The sequence below is a fragment of the Syntrophobotulus glycolicus DSM 8271 genome (assembly GCF_000190635.1).
Lineage (GTDB): Bacteria > Bacillota > Desulfitobacteriia > Desulfitobacteriales > Syntrophobotulaceae > Syntrophobotulus > Syntrophobotulus glycolicus.
The window spans coordinates 329,016-347,810 of the sequence record NC_015172.1 but is presented as its reverse complement, the minus strand read 5'-3'; the positions used below and the strand labels follow the sequence as shown (position 1 = coordinate 347,810).

23 protein-coding genes and 3 tRNA genes are annotated in these 18,795 nt (G+C 44.7%); 3 read left to right on the top strand and 23 right to left on the bottom strand.

What is annotated here, in order from left to right; genetic code table 11:
- Positions 1-9 precede the first annotated feature (9 nt).
- The 11 genes from SGLY_RS01710 to SGLY_RS01660 all read right to left on the bottom strand — a co-directional run bounded on the left by SGLY_RS01710 (position 10) and on the right by SGLY_RS01660 (position 6,968).
- The gene (locus tag SGLY_RS01710) at positions 10-1,095 is read right to left on the bottom strand and encodes an ATP-binding protein (protein WP_013623558.1); all 1,086 of its coding nucleotides are present in this window, start codon (positions 1,093-1,095) and stop codon (positions 10-12) included.
- A complete protein-coding gene (locus SGLY_RS01705; protein ID WP_013623557.1) occupies positions 1,095-2,387 on the bottom strand; it encodes an AAA family ATPase in 1,293 nt (430 codons plus the stop codon). The genes SGLY_RS01710 and SGLY_RS01705 overlap by 1 nt, the downstream gene beginning before the upstream one ends.
- Positions 2,384-2,659, bottom strand: coding sequence for an AbrB/MazE/SpoVT family DNA-binding domain-containing protein (locus SGLY_RS01700; RefSeq protein WP_013623556.1), 276 nt, complete (start codon positions 2,657-2,659; stop codon positions 2,384-2,386). Before SGLY_RS01700 ends, SGLY_RS01705 begins: the two co-directional genes overlap by 4 nt.
- A gap of 16 nt (positions 2,660-2,675) precedes the next feature.
- Positions 2,676-3,239 (bottom strand): DNA methyltransferase family protein, encoded by a 564-nt coding sequence (locus SGLY_RS01695; RefSeq protein ID WP_013623555.1) that lies wholly within the window; start codon positions 3,237-3,239, stop codon positions 2,676-2,678.
- A gap of 1 nt (position 3,240) precedes the next feature.
- Complete coding sequence (locus SGLY_RS01690) at positions 3,241-3,687, bottom strand: adenine nucleotide alpha hydrolase family protein (RefSeq protein ID WP_041444542.1); 447 nt, start codon at positions 3,685-3,687, stop codon at positions 3,241-3,243.
- 3 nt (positions 3,688-3,690) lie between these two features.
- On the bottom strand, positions 3,691-4,251 hold the full coding sequence (locus SGLY_RS16915) for a cell wall hydrolase (protein ID WP_013623554.1): 561 nt from the start codon (positions 4,249-4,251) through the stop codon (positions 3,691-3,693).
- The gene (locus tag SGLY_RS18015; protein ID WP_013623553.1) at positions 4,235-5,212 is read right to left on the bottom strand and encodes a DUF7666 domain-containing protein; all 978 of its coding nucleotides are present in this window, start codon (positions 5,210-5,212) and stop codon (positions 4,235-4,237) included. Before SGLY_RS18015 ends, SGLY_RS16915 begins: the two co-directional genes overlap by 17 nt.
- A 31-nt stretch (positions 5,213-5,243) precedes the next feature.
- A complete protein-coding gene (locus SGLY_RS01675) occupies positions 5,244-6,017 on the bottom strand; it encodes a DNA methyltransferase family protein (RefSeq protein ID WP_013623552.1) in 774 nt (257 codons plus the stop codon).
- 282 nt (positions 6,018-6,299) lie between these two features.
- Positions 6,300-6,557 (bottom strand): hypothetical protein, encoded by a 258-nt coding sequence (locus SGLY_RS01665; RefSeq protein WP_013623551.1) that lies wholly within the window; start codon positions 6,555-6,557, stop codon positions 6,300-6,302.
- On the bottom strand, positions 6,545-6,715 hold the full coding sequence (locus tag SGLY_RS18010; RefSeq protein ID WP_013623550.1) for a hypothetical protein: 171 nt from the start codon (positions 6,713-6,715) through the stop codon (positions 6,545-6,547). Before SGLY_RS18010 ends, SGLY_RS01665 begins: the two co-directional genes overlap by 13 nt.
- Positions 6,716-6,749: 34 nt before the next feature.
- Positions 6,750-6,968 (bottom strand): hypothetical protein, encoded by a 219-nt coding sequence (locus SGLY_RS01660; RefSeq protein ID WP_013623549.1) that lies wholly within the window; start codon positions 6,966-6,968, stop codon positions 6,750-6,752.
- Between the two features lie 173 nt (positions 6,969-7,141).
- Between SGLY_RS01660 and SGLY_RS01655 the strand changes: the two genes are divergently transcribed.
- The 3 genes from SGLY_RS01655 to SGLY_RS17345 are packed head-to-tail and all read left to right on the top strand — an operon-like array spanning position 7,142 to position 10,458.
- Positions 7,142-7,747 carry a LexA family protein gene (locus tag SGLY_RS01655; RefSeq protein ID WP_013623548.1) on the top strand — a complete coding sequence of 202 codons (606 nt, stop codon included), beginning with the start codon at positions 7,142-7,144 and terminating at the stop codon, positions 7,745-7,747.
- A 26-nt stretch (positions 7,748-7,773) separates the two neighbouring features.
- Positions 7,774-8,853: a type I restriction endonuclease gene (locus tag SGLY_RS01650; protein ID WP_013623547.1), complete on the top strand. Its 1,080-nt coding sequence runs from the start codon at positions 7,774-7,776 to the stop codon at positions 8,851-8,853.
- A gap of 12 nt (positions 8,854-8,865) precedes the next feature.
- A complete protein-coding gene (locus SGLY_RS17345) occupies positions 8,866-10,458 on the top strand; it encodes a recombinase family protein (protein WP_013623546.1) in 1,593 nt (530 codons plus the stop codon).
- Here SGLY_RS17345 and SGLY_RS01645 read toward each other — a convergent pair.
- From SGLY_RS01645 to SGLY_RS01590, 12 genes are all read right to left on the bottom strand, one after another.
- Positions 10,437-10,511 (bottom strand) — tRNA-Met (locus tag SGLY_RS01645). The two genes, SGLY_RS17345 and SGLY_RS01645, sit on opposite strands and share 22 nt — an antisense overlap.
- 15 nt (positions 10,512-10,526) lie before the next feature.
- Positions 10,527-10,610, bottom strand: a tRNA-Tyr gene (locus SGLY_RS01640).
- A 10-nt stretch (positions 10,611-10,620) separates the two neighbouring features.
- Positions 10,621-10,696 (bottom strand) — tRNA-Thr (locus SGLY_RS01635).
- Between the two features lie 135 nt (positions 10,697-10,831).
- On the bottom strand, positions 10,832-11,491 hold the full coding sequence (gene sigH / locus SGLY_RS01630) for an RNA polymerase sporulation sigma factor SigH (RefSeq protein WP_041444539.1): 660 nt from the start codon (positions 11,489-11,491) through the stop codon (positions 10,832-10,834).
- Positions 11,492-11,586: 95 nt separating this feature from the next.
- Positions 11,587-12,360 (bottom strand): 23S rRNA (guanosine(2251)-2'-O)-methyltransferase RlmB, encoded by a 774-nt coding sequence (gene rlmB, locus SGLY_RS01625; RefSeq protein ID WP_013623544.1) that lies wholly within the window; start codon positions 12,358-12,360, stop codon positions 11,587-11,589.
- On the bottom strand, positions 12,353-12,862 hold the full coding sequence (locus tag SGLY_RS01620; protein ID WP_013623543.1) for a dihydrofolate reductase: 510 nt from the start codon (positions 12,860-12,862) through the stop codon (positions 12,353-12,355). The genes rlmB and SGLY_RS01620 overlap by 8 nt, the downstream gene beginning before the upstream one ends.
- 53 nt (positions 12,863-12,915) lie before the next feature.
- On the bottom strand, positions 12,916-13,344 hold the full coding sequence (locus SGLY_RS01615) for a Mini-ribonuclease 3 (protein ID WP_013623542.1): 429 nt from the start codon (positions 13,342-13,344) through the stop codon (positions 12,916-12,918).
- The gene (gene cysS, locus SGLY_RS01610; RefSeq protein ID WP_013623541.1) at positions 13,329-14,759 is read right to left on the bottom strand and encodes a cysteine--tRNA ligase; all 1,431 of its coding nucleotides are present in this window, start codon (positions 14,757-14,759) and stop codon (positions 13,329-13,331) included. Before cysS ends, SGLY_RS01615 begins: the two co-directional genes overlap by 16 nt.
- Positions 14,760-14,780: 21 nt before the next feature.
- The gene (gene gltX / locus SGLY_RS01605; RefSeq protein WP_013623540.1) at positions 14,781-16,241 is read right to left on the bottom strand and encodes a glutamate--tRNA ligase; all 1,461 of its coding nucleotides are present in this window, start codon (positions 16,239-16,241) and stop codon (positions 14,781-14,783) included.
- Positions 16,242-16,320: 79 nt separating this feature from the next.
- A complete protein-coding gene (ispF, locus tag SGLY_RS01600; protein WP_013623539.1) occupies positions 16,321-16,797 on the bottom strand; it encodes a 2-C-methyl-D-erythritol 2,4-cyclodiphosphate synthase in 477 nt (158 codons plus the stop codon).
- Positions 16,788-17,504, bottom strand: coding sequence for a 2-C-methyl-D-erythritol 4-phosphate cytidylyltransferase (ispD, locus tag SGLY_RS01595; RefSeq protein ID WP_013623538.1), 717 nt, complete (start codon positions 17,502-17,504; stop codon positions 16,788-16,790). The genes ispF and ispD overlap by 10 nt, the downstream gene beginning before the upstream one ends.
- Complete coding sequence (locus SGLY_RS01590; protein WP_013623537.1) at positions 17,491-18,666, bottom strand: PIN/TRAM domain-containing protein; 1,176 nt, start codon at positions 18,664-18,666, stop codon at positions 17,491-17,493. Before SGLY_RS01590 ends, ispD begins: the two co-directional genes overlap by 14 nt.
- Positions 18,667-18,795 lie beyond the last annotated feature (129 nt).

Below are 18,795 nucleotides of genomic sequence, written 5' to 3'. Positions count from 1 at the left end.
TTCTATTTTTTAAAACGGCACATCATCACGGAAATCTTTGATCATTTGGAATACCTGTGACCATGCGCCTACCAAAACGCCAGAAATAAAATCCGGATCATAATTCTGAATCGGTGTATTTTGGGGATAATATCCTTTGCTGGCAACAGCCTGCTGGATTTCCTCCTGAGTTATCTGATTAGCTGCCATGAGGTCGGCCAGCTGCTGGGGGATACCTGATAAATCTATTTTCAATTGCTCTTCTTGTGGCTTAACGGTTGTTGCCGAAACTGTTTCAGTCACTTTTTTCTGCTCCTCAGCCTTGACCGGTTGCTCAATAGGTTTTGTATCTTCTAAATAAGCATTTTTCTGAATTGGAACTGAAGCATCTCTTGTAGGAATGCAGTGAGCGATCGCAGCATAATTTAGATCGGTTTTGTCCGGCAAGTCATGCCTGTTTTTTGCATCCCAACAGGAGTGATGGGTCGTATACATAACACGCTTACCGCCCTGGGCCTTATTTTTACCTTTAGCCACACCCTGTCCATCTACATTGATAACAAATGTTTCGTAATTCGCGAACAGAAGCATATCGGACCACTCGCGCAGAAGCGGTGCGGTCTTTTTCTGTAATTTCATTTCCCAGCGATCATAGGCACCCATTTCGTCGGGCTGTTCAAACTTTCTCATTTGAGCGTGAGCCGTAAATACGATATTTATTCCGAGTTCAACGAGCTCTTCCAAAAGGTTTAATAGGCGTCCGAATTCTTCTGCCAAGTAAACGTATCCCTTGCCATAGCCAAAATCCTCAATCCCGTTTTTTTGTGATTTTGAACAGATTTCATTGATACAAAGTTGTTCGGCCCAATCTGCGGTATCGAGCACCAGGGTATTGCACTCTTGGGGATGTGCTTTAAAATACTTTACCTGCTCTATGAGCATAGTCCAGCTGCTGGGCCTCGGTGTCCGGGCCACGTCCATATGCTTTGTGCTGCCTTCGGTATCGATAAATACTGGGTTGGGGAACTGGGCGGCAAAAGTTGATTTTCCGATTCCTTCAGGGCCATAAGCCACAACCTTTTGAGCACTTTGAATCTTACCTCTTGTAATTTGCATTAAAATACTCCTTTCTGCCATGCAGTTGCTTCTGTAGCTGCGGCCTCTTCTTGTGTCTGTGTCTCCTGCTCCTGTCCTTTGATATAACCATCCTCGATGAGAATTGAGCATTCTTCACCAGTTGAAACACGAGTAGCAATAGCCTGTAAGCCTTCTGCTTCTAACCACTGGCCAAATTCCTGAAGGGAATCCAGATCCATCTGCTCCAATTTATCCAACAGGACAAACCCGCATTTAGGATTCAGCTTCCGAACGATTGCCGTAGAAACTTTAAGTTGATCAGATCCTGACATGTTATCCCATTTATAGCCGTCATAAGTGAGCTCTCCCTCCACAACTGACAGTCCAGGGAGCGGGAGATCAGCTCCTTTGAGCAAATCAACTTTGGATTGCCGGATATTTTCAATCTGTCCGGTGAGCGTATTATATTGATTCGAGTAATCTAAAGCATCTTCTTCCGCTTTGTCTTTATCTAAATTTGCTCGAACTTTCCGGTTTATCTCTTCAATATTGGTGATGTTCTTTTCAAGTTCTTCGGTGGATTCGTCGTGAAGATCAAGTGCTGATTTCCTGGCCGTTTCCAGATCAACAAGAATGACTCTCTGTTTCTCCAGAAGTTCATCTATTTTGTGCTGGATGTCGGCTGATTGGCCTTCGAGGAATTGAAGATTCTGCCGTTTCCGGTTGTTCTCTCCATTCTGGGCCAGGATATCCTGCTGTTGCTTAATCAGGTCGGACGCAGAAACCAGTTCTTTAGGCGCATCCTGGAAATACGGCTGTTCTTTAGCGTATTTCTTTTTCTGGTCTGCTATTTGGCCGATAGTCAGCCGGCGGTTATAAAGTTCTTTTTCCTGCTGTTCAAATTCATAGAGCTTGTCTCCTACTCCAATGATCTTGAGCAAAGTGTCAGCTTTTTCTTTGCTTGAGGCTTGCATAAATTTAGGCAGGTCTAGCGCAAGCTGCCCCACAAACTCATTCAGAAGTTGCTGTCCGCCCTTTTGACCGTTGGGGTCCAGGACTTTTAGATCGCTGTTTTTCCCCTTACGTTCTACTACCAGCCCGTTAGATAGGACTATGTGGAGATAAGGAGGAATTACTGATCCGGTGCGCTCCGGATTTGACGGACGATATTTTTCCCCTCCCAAAGCCCAGGCAATAGAATCAAGAACTGAAGTTTTGCCCTGATTGTTCTTGCCTCCAACAATAGTTAATCCGTTAGCCGTAGGCTCTATTTTGACGGCCTTAACTCGCTTTACGTTTTCGATTTCAAGTTTGTTAATCTTGATGCTCATACAGCCTTACCCTCCTTCCTCAAAATTGTCATAGCTTTGTGATAGCGCTCGATACAAGTCGAGCACAGCGGCAGCCCCTGGACCTCGGACAGGTCCTCCATGGAGCCGCAGCAATGGCAGCCCCGGGTATACTTTTTCAGGATGATTTTATCTTCATCGATATAGATTTCCAGAGGGTCTTTCTCCCAAATCTTAAACGTTCGCCTGATTTCAGCCGGCAGGACCACTCTGCCGAACTCGTCAACTTTACGAACGATTCCGGTTGATTTCATATTTTTTTATCTCCTCTCATTTCGGTTTTTCCAATAACTCATAAACCGTTTTCTCCGCCGGCCGCCTGTCCCACACTGTCCAATAACACTCCATCGTCGGTGCTCCGCTCTTCTGTCCGAAGAGGAAATCCGGTCTCCAGGTCAGCGGCAGCACCGCTCTCGGTCTAAACTGATTGAACAGGTCCATCCTGCTTTTTGAGTGCCAGTATTGGGATTTTAGGAGCAGTGCGAAAGGTTTCCGGTTATGGATGCCTTGTTTTATGAATTCTACCGACTGGCTAAATGGCGGGTTTGTGATTATCCAGTCAATCATGTCGTGCCATGCGATCTCGGTACTGAGGTAATCCATACCGGTCATGCCATATCCGAAGTCGTTCAGATCGCTGGAAATCACGTGATATCCTACTGCCTTCATGGTTTCCGCCATATGACCCTTGCCACATGCCGGTTCCCAGATTACTGTCGATTCAGGCAACCTTAGATATCTCAGTAGAGCAATTGTGACTTCTGGCGGCGTCGGGTAAAAATCTGTTGCTGGCCGCTGCTTTGAGGTTTTATTTGCTAAGGTTTGTCCGTTCATTTCAGCACGGCCCTCCTTCACTCCCGCCGAAAGCGCCGAGCCAGTAAACCTCACCCCAAAAACCATTCACTCGCCAGCTAACTCGGAGACGGACGCCTTCAGCCTGTGCAAAAGATTTGACATATGCCGGAGTAACCGGCCAGTCCCTGCGCCTAGTTGGGTGTCCTCCATCGATATCATGGTGCCAGAGTTCAATCTTCTCTTTAGGTACACCAAGCTCCAAGAGCCGAAAGTAAGCTGCTGTGCTGTCTTTTCCGCCTGAAAACAAAACGACAATAAGATTCAAGAGGTAACAGTTCAGGAAGAAAGCTTTTCTTCTCATACTCAGTTTCGTTTTACCTGGAACCAATGGTTGAACACACATACCGGAGCCGTAGATCGGGGCGTCAAGATGCCCGTAAATCACCGGAGTGTCTTTTGTGCAGTTGACATCTTTGATGATCTCCATAACCTACACCCCGAAAGCATGATTGCCGATTGTATTAAGAATCTTCCGGGTCTTAATCCATTCACACATTGCGACTTTGGGATTCCAAAAATACAAGGCGTTCACTAGGGTATATCCACCCATAGCTTCCCGTGCTGCTGCCAGATTTTCTTCTGTTGGTACTACGTTGTGCAAATATTTGGTTGTGCAGAATTGTCCGGGCTGATAAATAACTTCAGCGATTGTGCCGGGAAACTGATCACTTTTAACACGATTCATGACCACATTTGCCACTGCTATCTGTCCGCCTAAAGGTTCGCCGCCTGCCTCAGCATGGACAAGTTGTGCGAGTAAATATAAGTCCTGGTCAATGCTGATTTGACTCGTTTGCCATGCTTCCAGCCAGTTTGCCAATGTTTCCATCGTCCATTTCTGGTCATACGAGAGGTTTAACAACTGGTCTTGTTGTATGGAAACTTGGTCTTTGAGATCGTTAATATCGGCCCTCAGGCCTGCACAGGCCGCAAGTAAGAGGATAAGGATTACAACAGTGATCGCCAGGATGATATTATTCTTGTGCGTCATCAGCTTCCACAACCTCCCCATCTTTGAGGCGATACCAAGTGTCGGCTTTGATTTCTTCGCCATCGACAACAACGGTTTTCCATTCGGCGATATCGCAGCTGCCTGCCTTTTCGTTAACGATTACCAGCACCGCACCAAGCCCGCCACGGATTTTAATACCATTTCCGCGCACAAGGCCAGAGCCATCCTTACCAACGGTTACAGATCCGCGCGCCGTGGCTGCACCGCTATCCCCTGCCGTGGCTGCACCGCGATATCCTGCCGTGGCTGCACCGTAATTCCCTGCCGTGGCTGCACCGCTATCCCCTGCCGTGGCTGCACCGCTATCCCCTGCCGTGGCTGCACCGCTATCCCCTGCCGTGGCTGCACCGCTATCCCCTGCCGTGGCTGCACCGTAATTCCCTGCCGTGGCTGCACCGCTATCCCCTGCCGTGGCTGCACCGCTATCCCCTGCCGTGGCTGCACCGCTATCCCCTGCCGTGGCTGCACCGCTATCCCCTGCCGTGGCTGCACCGCGATATCCTGCCGTGGCTGCACCGTAATTCCCTGCCGTGGCTGCACCGCTATCCCCTGCCGTGGCTGCACCGTAATTCCCTGCCGTGGCCTTTTCCGGATCGGTATGCTCAGTAGTGCAGCGAGATTTGACATATTCGATCTGTGCCCTTACAAGCCCAGGAATGCCTATTTCTGCACCGATTTTGAGCTTAGAGACAGCGACTTTACTGTCAGCTCCACCCCCGTCAGTTTGGCCAGAGCCCTCAACCTCGCAGTAACGGCTGTCTGCCGGCGCATAATAACCGAAGACATCAAGCGGAGCCTCGCAGAAATGGAAGCCGCTGTTGCAGGCGCTTACTTTGCCTTTATGTTCGTACTCCTGCCCAATTTCAAATTGAAATGTTTTACCAGCAGGGGTGCATTGCAAATTTTTATTAAATCCTTTGAAACCCTTGATTTTATCCATGGTCTAATCTCCTCTTCTTGCTGGTTAGCCATTATCCAGCTTTTTGAATTTTAATAATCCTCGTTCTGACCATTGTCCCACTTTCTTTAAAGGCACCTTCAGGCAGCTGAACCATTTCAGTATCGTGTTTTTCGAGGAATTCTCGAAACTCTGCCGATTTGCGGTTCGTGCGAAAAAATGGACTTTCGCTAACAACAGAAACTAATATTCCGCCGGGATGAAGAACCTTGAACGCCTCGAAGATATGGTCAATGTCTTGCTGTTTGGCAAACGGCGGGTTCATGACTATGCGGTTTACTCTGATTTTGTTGGCCAGTCCGAGTTTAAGGAAATCGCCTTGTTCAACCACAACAACGGGACCGTCTGGGTCTTCATTGTATTTCCATAAGCCTTCAGCCATTTGTGGATTTAGCTCAACAGCATAAATGCTGCGCGGGCCCGCTGCTAAAATCGCCTCGATAAGCTTGCCATTACCCGCGGATGGTTCTAAAACTTGGCTATGCTCGTTTATCTCGGCCATTTCGCACATGCGGACTCCAATTTCGCGCGGCGTTGGGAAAAATTGATACTCCTTTTTAAGGTCCGTCGTCTCACCCGTTAGAACCAAATTATCCAAAAGCTCTGCGGCATCACCGTCTACGATGTGGCCCTTGGCTTTTCTGTTCCATTTGCCACCGATAGATTCCAGGCATTTGTTTACAACCTCGTAGGTTTTGCGGTCAAGTTGGACCTGCGGCAGATAGATGATAGTTTCACTTGTGGTGCATTCGGCAAGTATCGCCAGGATTTCATCTTTGATTTTCATGTTGCTCCAATCCCTCCTCTTGACTCCCGGTATACCGGACAGTACAATAATCTTGAAATGTTTTTTTTGGTGGCCGTGCTTTATTGCGCGGTCTCTTTTTGTCCATACCCTTCTGGGTACTTCTCACACCCGTGAACTGGGCATTGAAGGCAGAAATCAAAATCTTGGTCAAGATTACACCCTGGCGTTGCCCTGCAAATGTTGATACAGTTGGCGGCTTCTGGGCACCTCACAGTAATTTCTAAGCAGTCCGTTTTACTTCACCTCCTCTCAAATTGGCCCTTATCTCCCGACATAGATGAACTCAACGCCCTTGTAATTTTTTGTGTACTGGTATGGAAAGTCTGCGGACGGTAGAGGCGTTTTTACCGTTTCGCCCGGGATCAAGGTGAAAAGGTCTTCAGTCACCTGAATGAAGTTGCCTGTACCGCAGGATAGAAGGCCCTTTTCCTTCAGTTCTAAAAACATTGCATGAGCCGCAATCATATTGTCTAGAATTGAACCGACTGAATGGTTAGAAGCTGGGCTTAAATTTTGCATTTGGATTCTTCACCTCCTCTCTTCTCAGCAACCTTCCGCAGGTATCCTTCATGATCTCCGTTAGTAATATGCCGGGCTAGGATTTCAGCAATTTCATTTATGGCAATGGTTGACTGTCCGGAATATGTTATGCTTATTGTTCGCTCATTTTTAGGCATCTTAGATTCCCCTCCTTAACGGATTTGTATCTTTTTACGATACTTTTTTGTTAAAAAAAATATCAAAAACTGCGGTTGCATCGAGGGCGTATCTTTCAGCCATTATTTGAATTTCCCTTTGGGTAAATTCTGCTCCATTTTTTTCGTTAAGTTTGCTGGAAAACCTTTGGGGAGACAAGCTTAAAGCAGATGCCAGGCTATTGCCGGTATCGCCATATAAAGCCATTGCGGCCTTCAACTTATTTGAGTTCATACCTTCCCTCCTCTCCTGCCTGTATCTTTTTAAGATACTTAAATCTTATCATTATAAAATCTAGGGGTCAATACGTCTTGTATCTTTTTATTATATTTTTTAAAAAATTATTGCATACTTTAGATATAATTGTTAATATTAAGATACTGCTAAGAAATGGAAGGAGAACGGATATGGGCGCAGGGGATCTCATTAAACAACTAAGACTAAAGAAGGGTCTTACCCAAGAAGAGTTAGGAAATTTAATCGGAGTCAAAAGGGCCGCAGTTAATAAATGGGAAACCGGTTCAGTCGAAAATTTAAAACGCTCAACAATTGAAAAACTTTCAGCGATATTTGGTGTAAGCCCAATTCAATTACTTGGGTTAACGGAAGCAGAACCCCGCGATGTCCTCGTTTCTCTCCCCATCGTGGGCCGTATTTCCTGTGGCAACGGTGTTCTCGCTTACGAAGAAATTGAAGGCTATGAACCTACTCCTGAAACATGGTTAAACGGCGGTGAGTACTTCTATCTCCGAGCCAAAGGAGATAGCATGAAAAATGCCCGTATTCAGGATGGTGACCTGCTTCTTATTCGCCAGCAGCCCGATGTTGATGACGGAGAAATCGCTGCTGTTCTAATTAATGACCAGGCCGTGTTGAAAAAGGTGTATAAAACTGGTGACACTTTGGTTTTGCAATCTGAGAATCCGGATTATCCGCCTATTGTCTGTGATGGAAAGGAGGACTATAGCGTAAGAATTATTGGTAAGCTTAAGAGAACAGTTATTACATATTAAAAAAGAAACAAAGAGGAGGAATAAACATGGATTTCATCGATCAGCTCAAACAATTCGCATCAAGAGTAGAAAATTTAAAAGATCAAATTGCCACCGAGGAAGCAACAAAAACGTCTTTGATTTTACCTTTCTTTCAGCTACTTGGATATGATATCTTTGATCCTACGGAATTTGTCCCAGAGTTTACCGCTGACGTGGGGATTAAAAAAGGTGAAAAAGTTGATTATGCAATTTTTCAGAACGGCATCCCGATTATTTTGATAGAAGCAAAATGGTGCGGAGAGAATTTAGATAAACACAGTTCCCAGTTATTTAGATATTTTGGAACATCTAAGGCAAAGTTTGGAATTTTAACTAACGGTTTAATTTATAAATTTTTTACCGACTTGGAAGAGCCAAACAAAATGGATGAAAAACCTTTTATGGAATTGAATCTGTTGGACATCAAAGAATCATTGGTTCCTGAATTAAAAAAATTCCATAAGTCAGCGATGGATATTGAATCGGTTTTCAATACCGCATCTGAATTGAAATATTCTAGTCTCATTAAGGCCTTATTGACCAAACAGCTCTATGATCTTGAAGATAATTTTGTAACATATATCCTGGGTGAGGTTTATGACGGCAAGCGCACAAAAGCTACCGTGGATAGATTCAGGGTTATTGTTAAACGTGCCTACAATCAATTTCTTAATGAGACTATGAACGACCGCATTAAAGCGGCTATAGGACAGTCAGAGAAGGCAGTTCAGGAGGCGGCACCAACTGTAGAGCCCATAGAGACCGTCCATAATGAAACCGAGCCTCAAGGATCAAAAATAGTAACGACTCTAGAGGAGTTGGAGTATTTCTTCGCAATTAAAAGCGTCCTCAAAGATGTTGTTGATCCATCAAGAATTTTTCATAGAGACACGGAATCATATTTCGGAATCTTGCTTGATGACAACAAATTGAAGTGGATTTGTCGTATTTCGCTTAATTCAGCACAAAAAAGTATCATGATCCCGGATGAAAGTAAGCGCCCGGTTAGGGTTCAAGTTTCTGATGTTAACGATGTTTATAAATTACAACAACAGTTGGTTGAAGTAACGAAGAGATATTTATAAAAAGGTGATTACATGAACAATATCCTTAATTCTTTCTATGGCAGTCAAGGCGGCTTAAATATGGAGGTCCTGCGGGGCCTTCGCGCAGCTGCTTATGCACGGTTTAGTGACACGAAGAAGAAGAAAAACGAAAAGGGAAAAGGAAAAGATATCAATGTTGCGACAATAGAAGTTCAGTATAAAAAAATCGCTGATTTCTGCCTAGGTTATGGCATCAATATTGTGGCTTGGTTTAAAGATGAAGGTGAAACAGGCACGAATTTAGACCGGGGGGATTTCGCCCGTCTTGTCGAAGGTGCCAAGATGCGGCAATTTGATATTGTAGTCATTTATGACCTGACCCGAGGAAGCCGAGACGTGGTTGACTGGTTTTCTTTCCGCAAGGAGATGAGAACGCTGGGCCTGCCAGTTTTATCCGCTACGGAAAAGCTAGGAGACATCACAAATCCTTCAGATTTCCTTACCGAACTGATTACTGTTGGTATCGGCCAACATCATGTTTTACAAACTAGATTAAAAACCATGAATGCGATTGCCGCCCTTGCTGAGCAGGGGAGATTTTGCGGGGGCATCCCTCCGCTCGGCTATGATATTGACGTCGAAAAGAAATATGTAGTTAATGAACGGGAGGCAGAAGCCGTCCGTGACATTTTTCGCCTATATGCTGCGGGAAAGAGTTATTCATATATCGTTGATCAGATGAAAAAAAATGGAGTTGTTGGCAAGCGTGGACGGCCTATCGGAGTTAATTCCCTTTTTGAAATCCTCCGAAACGAACGGTATATTGGGGTTTACTCCTGGAATAAAAAACAGATGAAATTTTTCCGCAAATGGGCCGGGGGGAAGCCGAACCCGAACGCGATTATTATTGAAAATAAAATCCCGAGAATTATTGACGATGAAACCTGGGGAAGGGTGAAAAAGCGTATGGAAGAGAACAAAAAAAATAGGCTCAATAAGAGCCGTATTAATCGGGAATATCTCCTGTCAGGACTTCTAAAATGCGCCAGTTGTGGCGGGTCTTTTGTTGGTGTGACCACTATTAATAAAAAAGGGTATGAATATAAATTCTATACCTGCGCTAATAAGCGGCGGACCCGAACATGCTCCTGCAAAAATATCTCTGCTGATGAAATTGAGACCTTGGTTGTTATGCTTCTTAAAGATAAACTATTAAACGGCGAACTAATCGAGGCGACAGCAGATGCTATTTTAAATTTCGGGGCCTCTCCTGGGCGTGAAAATGCCCTAGAATCGATCAAAAAAGAAATTACAAGTCTTACTATCAAGATTGGTAATTTAACCCGCATACTGGCAGATGGATTTGATTCTGAGTCTGTCCGGGAAGCAGCCCTAGATATGGAAAAGAGAAAAAAACTGTTAGAACAGCAACTTCAAAATACGTATCCTGTCATCACTAAGCCTGTCAGTCGGGATTTTCTGATTAAGGAATTATCGACTGATGCCCGGCGTGTCATGGATGAACCTGGCTGCATGAAAGAGATTCTGAATAAATACATCTTAAATATAAAAATCGCTGACGATAAGATTGAGATCAATGCTATCAGCGATTTAAACACGATTGGTTGCGGGGGCCAGATTTGAACTGACGACCTTCGGGTTATGAGCCCGACGAGCTACCGCTGCTCCACCCCGCGATGTTAAATTTTCTTTGGTGGGTAGGGATGGATTCGAACCACCGTACCTTTCGGAACAGATTTACAGTCTGCCGCCTTTAACCACTCGGCCACCTACCCATAAGACTTCTGGAGCCGACGATGGGACTCGAACCCGCAACCTGCTGATTACAAATCAGCTGCTCTACCAATTGAGCTACGTCGGCTTGCGTCGGCGACACTTAAAGAGTATATCAAATAACTTTCTATAATGCAACAACAAATTTTGAGATATTTAAGAATTTGCTAAAGCCAACCATTACCTGCTTTTCTGCCGCTATGTATGGATTGGCCGCCCCTGTCTAATCACGCTTTTCCAGATACCGTTCCAGCTTTCTCTTCACCCGCTGCAACGCATTATCAATTGATTTAACATGCCTGTCCAAATCTACGGCGATTTCCTGATATGATTTTCCCTCAAGGTAAGCCATGAGGACCTCCCATTCCAAAGAACTGAGAATCTCCCCCATCTTTTCTTCAATATCATCGAATTCCTCTCTGCTGATGATTAATTCCTCAGGATCTGTTACCTTTGTCCCCGAAATGACGTCAAGCAGTGTCCTGTCCGAGTCTTCATCATAGATAGGTTTATTCAAAGATACATAGGAATTAAGCGGAATATGCTTTTGCCTTGTCGCTGTTTTAATCGCTGTAATGATTTGCCTGGTAATACAGAGCTCGGCAAAAGCTCGAAAAGACGACAACTTGTCCCCTCTGAAGTCACGGATAGCCTTATACAGCCCGATCATACCTTCCTGTATAATATCCTCCCTGTCAGCTCCGATTAGAAAATACGACCTGGCTTTAGCCCTAACAAAGTTCTTATACTTGTTGATCAGATACTCTTGAGAAATTGAGTCACCGTTTTTCGCCAGTTCGACCATCTCTTCATCATCGACTACGGAATCAATTACCTCTTCAAAGTCCTCTTCAGAAAGTTCAGGCTGGATATTATAGGTCAATTCCATCCCTCCCGTAATCAATTTTAACAAATCGGGCAAACCCGCTCTAATCAAGCATTCAATAAAAGTATTATACCTGTATGTCTTAAATAGCGTCAAGAAGAAGATTGTCTGGAATTGTCGTTATGACCTGATATTCTCTGCCTTCGCACTTCATACATCAGTATCGACCCAGCGGCACTGGCATTCAGCGAACTCATTTTCCCCAGCATGGGAAGTGATACGATCTCATCACATGTCTCTTTTATCAATCTGCCCAGCCCTTTATCTTCCCCTCCGACGACTAAAACTCTGGGACCGGAAAGATCAGCCGAGAAAACATCCCTTCCGCCCGCTTCGGCTCCCGTTACCCAGCACCCGGCCTTTTTTAGCTGTTTTAAAGCCTGAACCAAATTACCTACCCTGGCTACCGGCACATATTCTATCGCTCCTGCGGAAGTTTTGGCTACTGCCGGCGTCAGACCCACACTTCTCCTGGTGGGAATGATGATTCCATGTACCCCCGCCGCATCTGCTGTTCTTAGCAGCGCACCTAGATTATGGGGGTCCTCTAGTTCATCCAAGACAAGAATAAACGGATCTTCCCCCTTTTGCCGGGCAATGTTCAGGATATCTTCGGTTTCTACATATTCCCGTGCCGCTGTAAACGCCACAATATTTTGATGCTTGTCCCCGCCGCTGAACTTGTCCAATACTGCCCGTTCAACAAACTGATAAGGCACCCCGCGTTCTTTCATTAAAGAAAGAATATCCGCATTACGATTTGACCTGTTCTCACTATTGATCAACACCTTATTTACCGGGTGGCCGGATTTTAATAATTCTATTACAGCATTGCGTCCAAATACTAAACTATCTTTTTTATCCATTATTCTCACCTTCTTTAATCTTTACATATTCCGTAAAGAAAAACTGTATATCTTCATAAATTTTTAAATCACTTTGAGAAACAAGTTTCCATGACCGGTCTTGGTCAATGTTGGGAAAATACTTGTCAGCAGCATATTTATTCTGGATTTTTGTGATATAGGCCTGGGAACAAAATGGCAACAATTGTGAATATATTGTTTCCCCGCCGATGATAAATATGTCCTCAGAGCTATACTTTTGTATTTCCGGAAATAACTCCTGTAACGAATGGCATACTGTTACATTGGCCTTTTCATAATCATCATTTTTACTGAGCACAATATTGATTCTGTCTTTAAGAGCCTCTTTTCCCGGCAATGATTCAAAGGTCGCCCTCCCCATAATGACCACCTTGCCCAAAGTCAGCCTTTTAAAAAGTTTCATGTCCTCCGGGATTCTTTTCAGCAGATTGCCCCGATATCCAATTCCCCAGTTTAAATCAACCGCGACAAGAGCTTTCATTGTACTCCCCTTCTAAATGGCAACAGGTATTCTTTTTATTTCCGTCTTGTTTCTTATTGTTCCGAATCTATTTGCACTGTCAAATCATCAATTCGGCTAAAAATACCCTGCATTCTCTCTTCACACCCTGCCAGATACCAGTAGCCTACAAGTGCTTCAAAAGCCGTCGCATGGCGGTAGGTCACCACATCTATATTTCTCGGATGATGCCCCTTCGCATTTCGCCCCCGCTTGACTACACCTGTTTCTGTCTCATCAAGTTCAGGCAAAATCAGTTTGAGCAGGCTTGCCTGAAATCTCGCCTGCACATAGTGGACGGCGGCTTTATGCAGATCCTCCACTTTTGCAATCCCTTTTGTTAAGAGATGGCTGCGGACCCATAATTCATAAACGGCATCTCCCAGATAGGCCAGAGTCAGAATATTTACTTCCTGCCATTTTATCGTCAAGGGTGAACTATTCTGATCTATTTGAGATACCATCTTGACCCCTCAGCGGTATCTTCAAGAATAATACTGGCTTCCTTTAACCGGTCCCTGATCAGATCGGCTGTTGACCAGTCTTTGTCTGCACGTGCTTTTGCTCTAAGCTCTAAGACCAATTCCATTACTGCATTGAATTTTCCCGATTCACCCGCTGGAACTTCACTATCTTTTTGCAGGTCAAAACCCAGAATGCCTGCCAAATCGATCAGGGTATCTCTCGCTTCAGCGATCTGAGCGCCTGTCCATCCTCCCTCATTCAGGGCCGTGTTGATCTCCTTGGCCAAATCAAAAAGAGAAGCATAGGCCTGTGCAGAATTAAAATCGTCTTCCATAGCCTCTTCAAACGCAGCCCGGGCTTTGGAAGAAGCGTTCAATAATTCTCCCCGGGTTCCTGCAGAATCTGTGGATTTTCCCTTGCTTAAAGCTTCTCCGGCAAGCCTGACACTGGTCTTTAGCCTGTCTAACCCCCTGGCCGCCATTTCCAGCTTCTCATCGTCAAAATCAAGGGGGCTTCGATAGTGGGTGCCCAAAAGATAAAAACGGACAACTTCTCCGGGAAACTTTTTCAAGATATCCCTGATCATAAAGAAATTACCCAGAGATTTGGACATTTTTTCTTGATTAACCGTGATAAAAGCATTATGCATCCAATAACGCGCAAACTGCTCTCCATCAAGATACCCTTCCGATTGGGCTATTTCATTTTCATGGTGGGGGAACACGAGATCTCCTCCGCCCCCATGAATATCAAAATTGGGCCCTAAATATTTCAAGGCCATAGCCGAACATTCAATATGCCAGCCGGGTCGGCCGTCTCCCCAGGGGCTCGGCCATGCGGGCTCACCCGGTTTAGCCTTCTTCCAAAGAGCGAAGTCCATGGGGTTGAGCTTTTTGTCATCAATTTCTACTCTGGCTCCAGCCTGCAGATCTTCAAGGTTCCGGCCGGAAAGCCTGCCGTATTGTGGAAAATGCTCTACCGCGAAATAGACATCTCCTTCCACAGGATAGGCCAATCCTTTTTTTTCCAGACCTTTGATGATTTCAATCATTTCTTTGATATGGTCTGTCGCTTTGGGATGCACTGTGGCAGGTTGGATATTCAGGGCATTTGCATCTTTATAATATTCTTCAATGTACCTGCCGGCTAAAGCCAGTGGTTCACAGTTTTCTTCCGAGGCCCGTTTAATGATCTTATCGTCAACATCGGTAAAGTTTTGCACATAAGTTACCTCGTAACCCTTATAAGCGAGGTAACGCCTTACCATATCAAAAACAACCAGCATACGGGCATTGCCCAGATGGAAATAATTATATGTGGTTGGGCCGCAGGCATACATTGCCACCTTCCCGGCTTCCCGTGGGATAAATTCTTCTTTTTCCTTATGAATTGTATTATATATTTTTACTGTCATGGCTCTTCCTCCACAATAGTCCTAACCAAGCAAATATTTCTTTGTCTTTGCCAAGCGCGCCTGAATGCTGTCTTTTCCCAAGAGAGCAATGATTGCATCCAGGTCTGGCCCGTGCATTTTTCCCGTTAACGAAATACGTATCGGCATGAAGATATCTTTGCCCTTCAAATTCAGTTCTTTGCCAATCTCCTTAAGGATTCCCTTGGCCCTTGACGGGTCAAGCTTCTCCGCCGCCGTGATCTTTTCCATAAAAAGCTCGAGAACCTGAGGTACCGTTTCTCCCCGGAGTACCGAGGCCGCTTCCTGATCCGGTTCGGAGATGATCTGTCCATAGAAGTATTGGACATACGCTTTGATTTCACTCAAAGACGATATTTTTTCCCGAACCGCGCCGAGGAATATCCTGATCCAGTTTTGATCCTCACTGGAGAGATCCTGAACAAACAGCCCTTCTTCCTGTAAGAAAGGCAATGCCAGACAACCCAGTCTCTCTAAATCGGCCTCTTTAAGATAATGGGAATTAATATAATTCAGCTTATTAACATCGAATACAGCCGGACTTTTTGATACCCTTTGCAAGGAAAACTCTTCTTTAAGCTCTTCCATCGTAAAGAATTCTTTTTCTCCGGCAGGGGACCACCCAAGTAAAGCAATAAAATTGACCATCGCTTCAGGCAAATACCCCTTTTGGAAATAGTCAATTACAGCCGTATCCCCGTCTCTTTTGCTCATCTTATGCCCTTCAGTGTTTAAGATCAAAGAGATATGAGCGAATTCAGGGACATCAAAGTTTAGTGCTTCGTAGATCAATACCTGGCGCGGGGTGTTTGATAAATGCTCCTCGCCGCGGACAACATGTGTAATTCCCATCAATACATCATCGATGACTACGGCAAAATTATAAGTAGGAATCCCATCGGATTTTACAATGATATAATCGCCTATCCCATTGCTGTCAAAGGTGACCTTGCCCCGGACAGAATCATTGATGGTGATCTCTTGTCCCTCCGGCACCCTGAAGCGCACGACCGGTTTACGTCCCTGGGACTCAAACACCTGCTTTTGTGCTTCGGTCAGGCTGCGGCATTTCCCCATGTAACGGGGTGTTTCCCCTTTCATGAGCAGCTCTTGTCTTTCCTGATCCAATTCCTCCTCTGAACAATAACAATAATATGCATTGCCCTCAGCTAATAATTTATTCGTATACTTCTGATATGTTTCCAATCGTTCAGTTTGGCGATAGGGCCCGTTTTCTCCGCCCTTATCCATTCCTTCATTCCATTCTATCCCTAACCAGCGCAGAGCCTGAATAATATTTTTCTCAGACTCCCGGCTTGATCTTTCCAGATCGGTATCCTCAAAGCGGAGAATAAACTTTCCCTTCTTATTACAGGAAAATAAATAATTAAATAACGCCGATCTTGCCCCGCCAATATGTAATGGTCCGGTAGGACTTGGTGCGAATCTTACCTTGACTGTCATTTCCTTCCCCTCTCGCTATAAAAGTTATTATTTCAAATACTATACCAGATTTTTATTAAAATATCTCGATTTCATCCGATCAAAACACAGGAAGCAGCAGAACCACAGCCTGCGCCCCTATTCCTTCTCCTCTGCCTTCAAAACCAAGACCTTCCGTCGTCGTAGCTTTTACAGAAACATTGGCAATGTCAGTTTTCATGGCTAAAGCCAGATTGGCTCTCATGTCTTCAATATAAGGAGCAAGCTTCGGTTTCTGGGCGATAATGATACAGTCGATATTTCCAATCGTCAATCCTTTTTGCCCGATCAGCCCCATCACTTCTTTCAGGAGCTCCATGCTGGAAATATCCCGGTATTTTTCATCGTCATCAGGGAAATGCTTCCCGATATCACCAAGTGCACAAGCTCCTAACAAAGCATCCATTGCCGCATGAGTTAAAACATCAGCATCAGAATGTCCCTGCAAACCCTGGGAATAAGGGATTCTTACTCCGCCCAGAATCAATTGTCTCTTTTCAACAAGGGCATGTACATCATAACCAATGCCTATTCGCATCCCATTTCATCCTTCCGGTATCTTCTGAGAATCGTTTCTGCCAAAAGCATATCCTCCGGAGTCGTCACCTTGATATTTTCATAAGTACCGTCCAGCACCTTGACAGGCTGTCCCATCCATTCGATCAGTGACGCATCGTCTGTCCCCAGAAAGATTTTCGTTTCCGCCTCCCGATGCGCCGTTTCCAAAAGAGAACGGCAAAACACCTGCGGTGTCTGCACCGCTCTTAATTTCTCCCGGGAAGGTGTCTCTAAAACGGTATTTTCTTCGTTCACTATTTTCACCGTATCCTTCAATGGTACAGCCATAATTGCCGCATCATACCCCTGAGCGTTGTACAAAAAATGATCAAGCTCTTTAATCTTCAGCAATGGCCTTGCCCCATCATGAATGACGACACGGTTGATCTCGGGGCTAAGCGCCTGAATTCCTGCTTTGACAGATTGCTGCCTCTGTGCTCCGCCCTCAACAACCCCAACCACTTTATCCAATTCGTATTTTTTTACCAGTTCTTCTATGAGCACGATCTCATCACGGGCCGCAACGATCACAATCTCAGCAATGCTTCTTGCTTTCTGAAACACCCTGAGAGTATAAACCAGAACAGGGGTGCCGGCAATCTCAAGAAAGAGTTTGTTGCCTTCACCCCCCATTCTTTTGCCTTGTCCCGCAGCAGGAATCACTGCGCCTGTTTTATCCAAGCACATTGACTTCACTGTACTCCTCTATCGATCGATCCATTAATTCCTTCGGCTTAGCAAAAATCATACGGCCTGCCGCCGTCTGCAGGACGGTCGTCACAAGCACCGTGGTTTCTTGTCCGATATGTTTTTTACCGCCATCGACAACAACCATTGTTCCATCATCCAAATAAGCGACACCCTGACCGGGTTCTTTACCTTCCTTCATCACTTGAACATACATTTCTTCACCAGGGAGAACCACAGGCTTGATGGCGTTGGCCAGCTCATTGATATTCAGAACCTTCACTCCCTGCAGCTCGGCAACCTTATTTAAGTTATAATCATTGGTCAGCACCGGAGAATTTAGGATCTGACCAAGGCGAACCAATTTACTGTCAACCTCAGCCAGGTCATCAAAACTGTCTCCCTCATAAATCTCAACCTGGATTGCAGCTTCCTTGGAAATCTGGTTTAGGATATCCAAACCCCGTCTCCCTCTGTTTCGTTTAAGGGCATCCGAGGAATCAGCAATATGTCTCAGCTCTTCCAAAACAAAGTTAGGAACCAACAGTATCCCATCAATAAAACCAGTCCGGACAATATCGGAAATCCGGCCGTCGATAATTACACTTGTATCAAGAATCTTATACAGCACATGATCATTTTGAGCCAAAACTTCTTTTGACTTTTCACCCTTTTCTCCCTTTTCAGCTTTTTCTCCTTTCCTCTTCGGAATAAAATTCAAAAAGCCAAAAAGCTCTTCTTTCCTTTTAATCCCGATAATAAAGCCGACATAAGCCAGAAAAACACTCAGAAGCACTGAAAAGATAGGGCCTAAAAAAGGAATACCTGAAAAAGAACTGCTGAAGAGACTGGCGATCAGGAGCCCGGCAATCACCCCGATAAAAGCCCCTATCAGGTCATTGGAGGGCATTTTGGTCAGTAATGTTTCCAGTCGTTTCACCATGTTCAAAAAGAAATTGACACAGAAAGGAGCTATTAGAAAACCGATTACCGCAAATAATACCGACGAAATAATATAAGTCCAGAATAATCTAATTGAAAAACCAAGTACATTATTTAATATTTCAATATCAAAAAAGTTTACCATCAGATAATCTAAATAGAAACCAAGTCCGCCAAAAAGCAAAGTTATAATGAAACGAACGATCCGGCGAATCAGCATAAAATCACCTCCTTCTTGGTGTTTTCTAAAAATATTTTGATTAAACGATTATGGAGTAAACCAGATACTCCTGTTAGCTCTGACGAAGCCGCCTGACTAATTATAGCAGTCAGTTTAAGCTTTGGTCAA

Bases quoted from the DNA above. Each gene is read 5' to 3' on its own strand.
- SGLY_RS01710 (WP_013623558.1), bottom strand. From the start codon at position 1,095: ATGCAAATTACAAGAGGTAAGATTCAAAGTGCTCAAAAGGTTGTGGCT.
- SGLY_RS01705 (WP_013623557.1), bottom strand. From the start codon at position 2,387: ATGAGCATCAAGATTAACAAACTTGAAATCGAAAACGTAAAGCGAGTT.
- SGLY_RS01700 (WP_013623556.1), bottom strand. From the start codon at position 2,659: ATGAAATCAACCGGAATCGTTCGTAAAGTTGACGAGTTCGGCAGAGTG.
- SGLY_RS01695 (WP_013623555.1), bottom strand. From the start codon at position 3,239: ATGAACGGACAAACCTTAGCAAATAAAACCTCAAAGCAGCGGCCAGCA.
- SGLY_RS01690 (WP_041444542.1), bottom strand. From the start codon at position 3,687: ATGGAGATCATCAAAGATGTCAACTGCACAAAAGACACTCCGGTGATT.
- SGLY_RS16915 (WP_013623554.1), bottom strand. From the start codon at position 4,251: ATGACGCACAAGAATAATATCATCCTGGCGATCACTGTTGTAATCCTT.
- SGLY_RS18015 (WP_013623553.1), bottom strand. From the start codon at position 5,212: ATGGATAAAATCAAGGGTTTCAAAGGATTTAATAAAAATTTGCAATGC.
- SGLY_RS01675 (WP_013623552.1), bottom strand. From the start codon at position 6,017: ATGAAAATCAAAGATGAAATCCTGGCGATACTTGCCGAATGCACCACA.
- SGLY_RS01665 (WP_013623551.1), bottom strand. From the start codon at position 6,557: ATGCAAAATTTAAGCCCAGCTTCTAACCATTCAGTCGGTTCAATTCTA.
- SGLY_RS18010 (WP_013623550.1), bottom strand. From the start codon at position 6,715: ATGCCTAAAAATGAGCGAACAATAAGCATAACATATTCCGGACAGTCA.
- SGLY_RS01660 (WP_013623549.1), bottom strand. From the start codon at position 6,968: ATGAACTCAAATAAGTTGAAGGCCGCAATGGCTTTATATGGCGATACC.
- SGLY_RS01655 (WP_013623548.1), top strand. From the start codon at position 7,142: ATGGGCGCAGGGGATCTCATTAAACAACTAAGACTAAAGAAGGGTCTT.
- SGLY_RS01650 (WP_013623547.1), top strand. From the start codon at position 7,774: ATGGATTTCATCGATCAGCTCAAACAATTCGCATCAAGAGTAGAAAAT.
- SGLY_RS17345 (WP_013623546.1), top strand. From the start codon at position 8,866: ATGAACAATATCCTTAATTCTTTCTATGGCAGTCAAGGCGGCTTAAAT.
- rlmB (WP_013623544.1), bottom strand. From the start codon at position 12,360: ATGGATAAAAAAGATAGTTTAGTATTTGGACGCAATGCTGTAATAGAA.
- SGLY_RS01620 (WP_013623543.1), bottom strand. From the start codon at position 12,862: ATGAAAGCTCTTGTCGCGGTTGATTTAAACTGGGGAATTGGATATCGG.
- SGLY_RS01615 (WP_013623542.1), bottom strand. From the start codon at position 13,344: ATGGTATCTCAAATAGATCAGAATAGTTCACCCTTGACGATAAAATGG.
- cysS (WP_013623541.1), bottom strand. From the start codon at position 14,759: ATGACAGTAAAAATATATAATACAATTCATAAGGAAAAAGAAGAATTT.
- gltX (WP_013623540.1), bottom strand. From the start codon at position 16,241: ATGACAGTCAAGGTAAGATTCGCACCAAGTCCTACCGGACCATTACAT.
- ispF (WP_013623539.1), bottom strand. From the start codon at position 16,797: ATGCGAATAGGCATTGGTTATGATGTACATGCCCTTGTTGAAAAGAGA.
- ispD (WP_013623538.1), bottom strand. From the start codon at position 17,504: ATGTGCTTGGATAAAACAGGCGCAGTGATTCCTGCTGCGGGACAAGGC.
- SGLY_RS01590 (WP_013623537.1), bottom strand. From the start codon at position 18,666: ATGCTGATTCGCCGGATCGTTCGTTTCATTATAACTTTGCTTTTTGGC.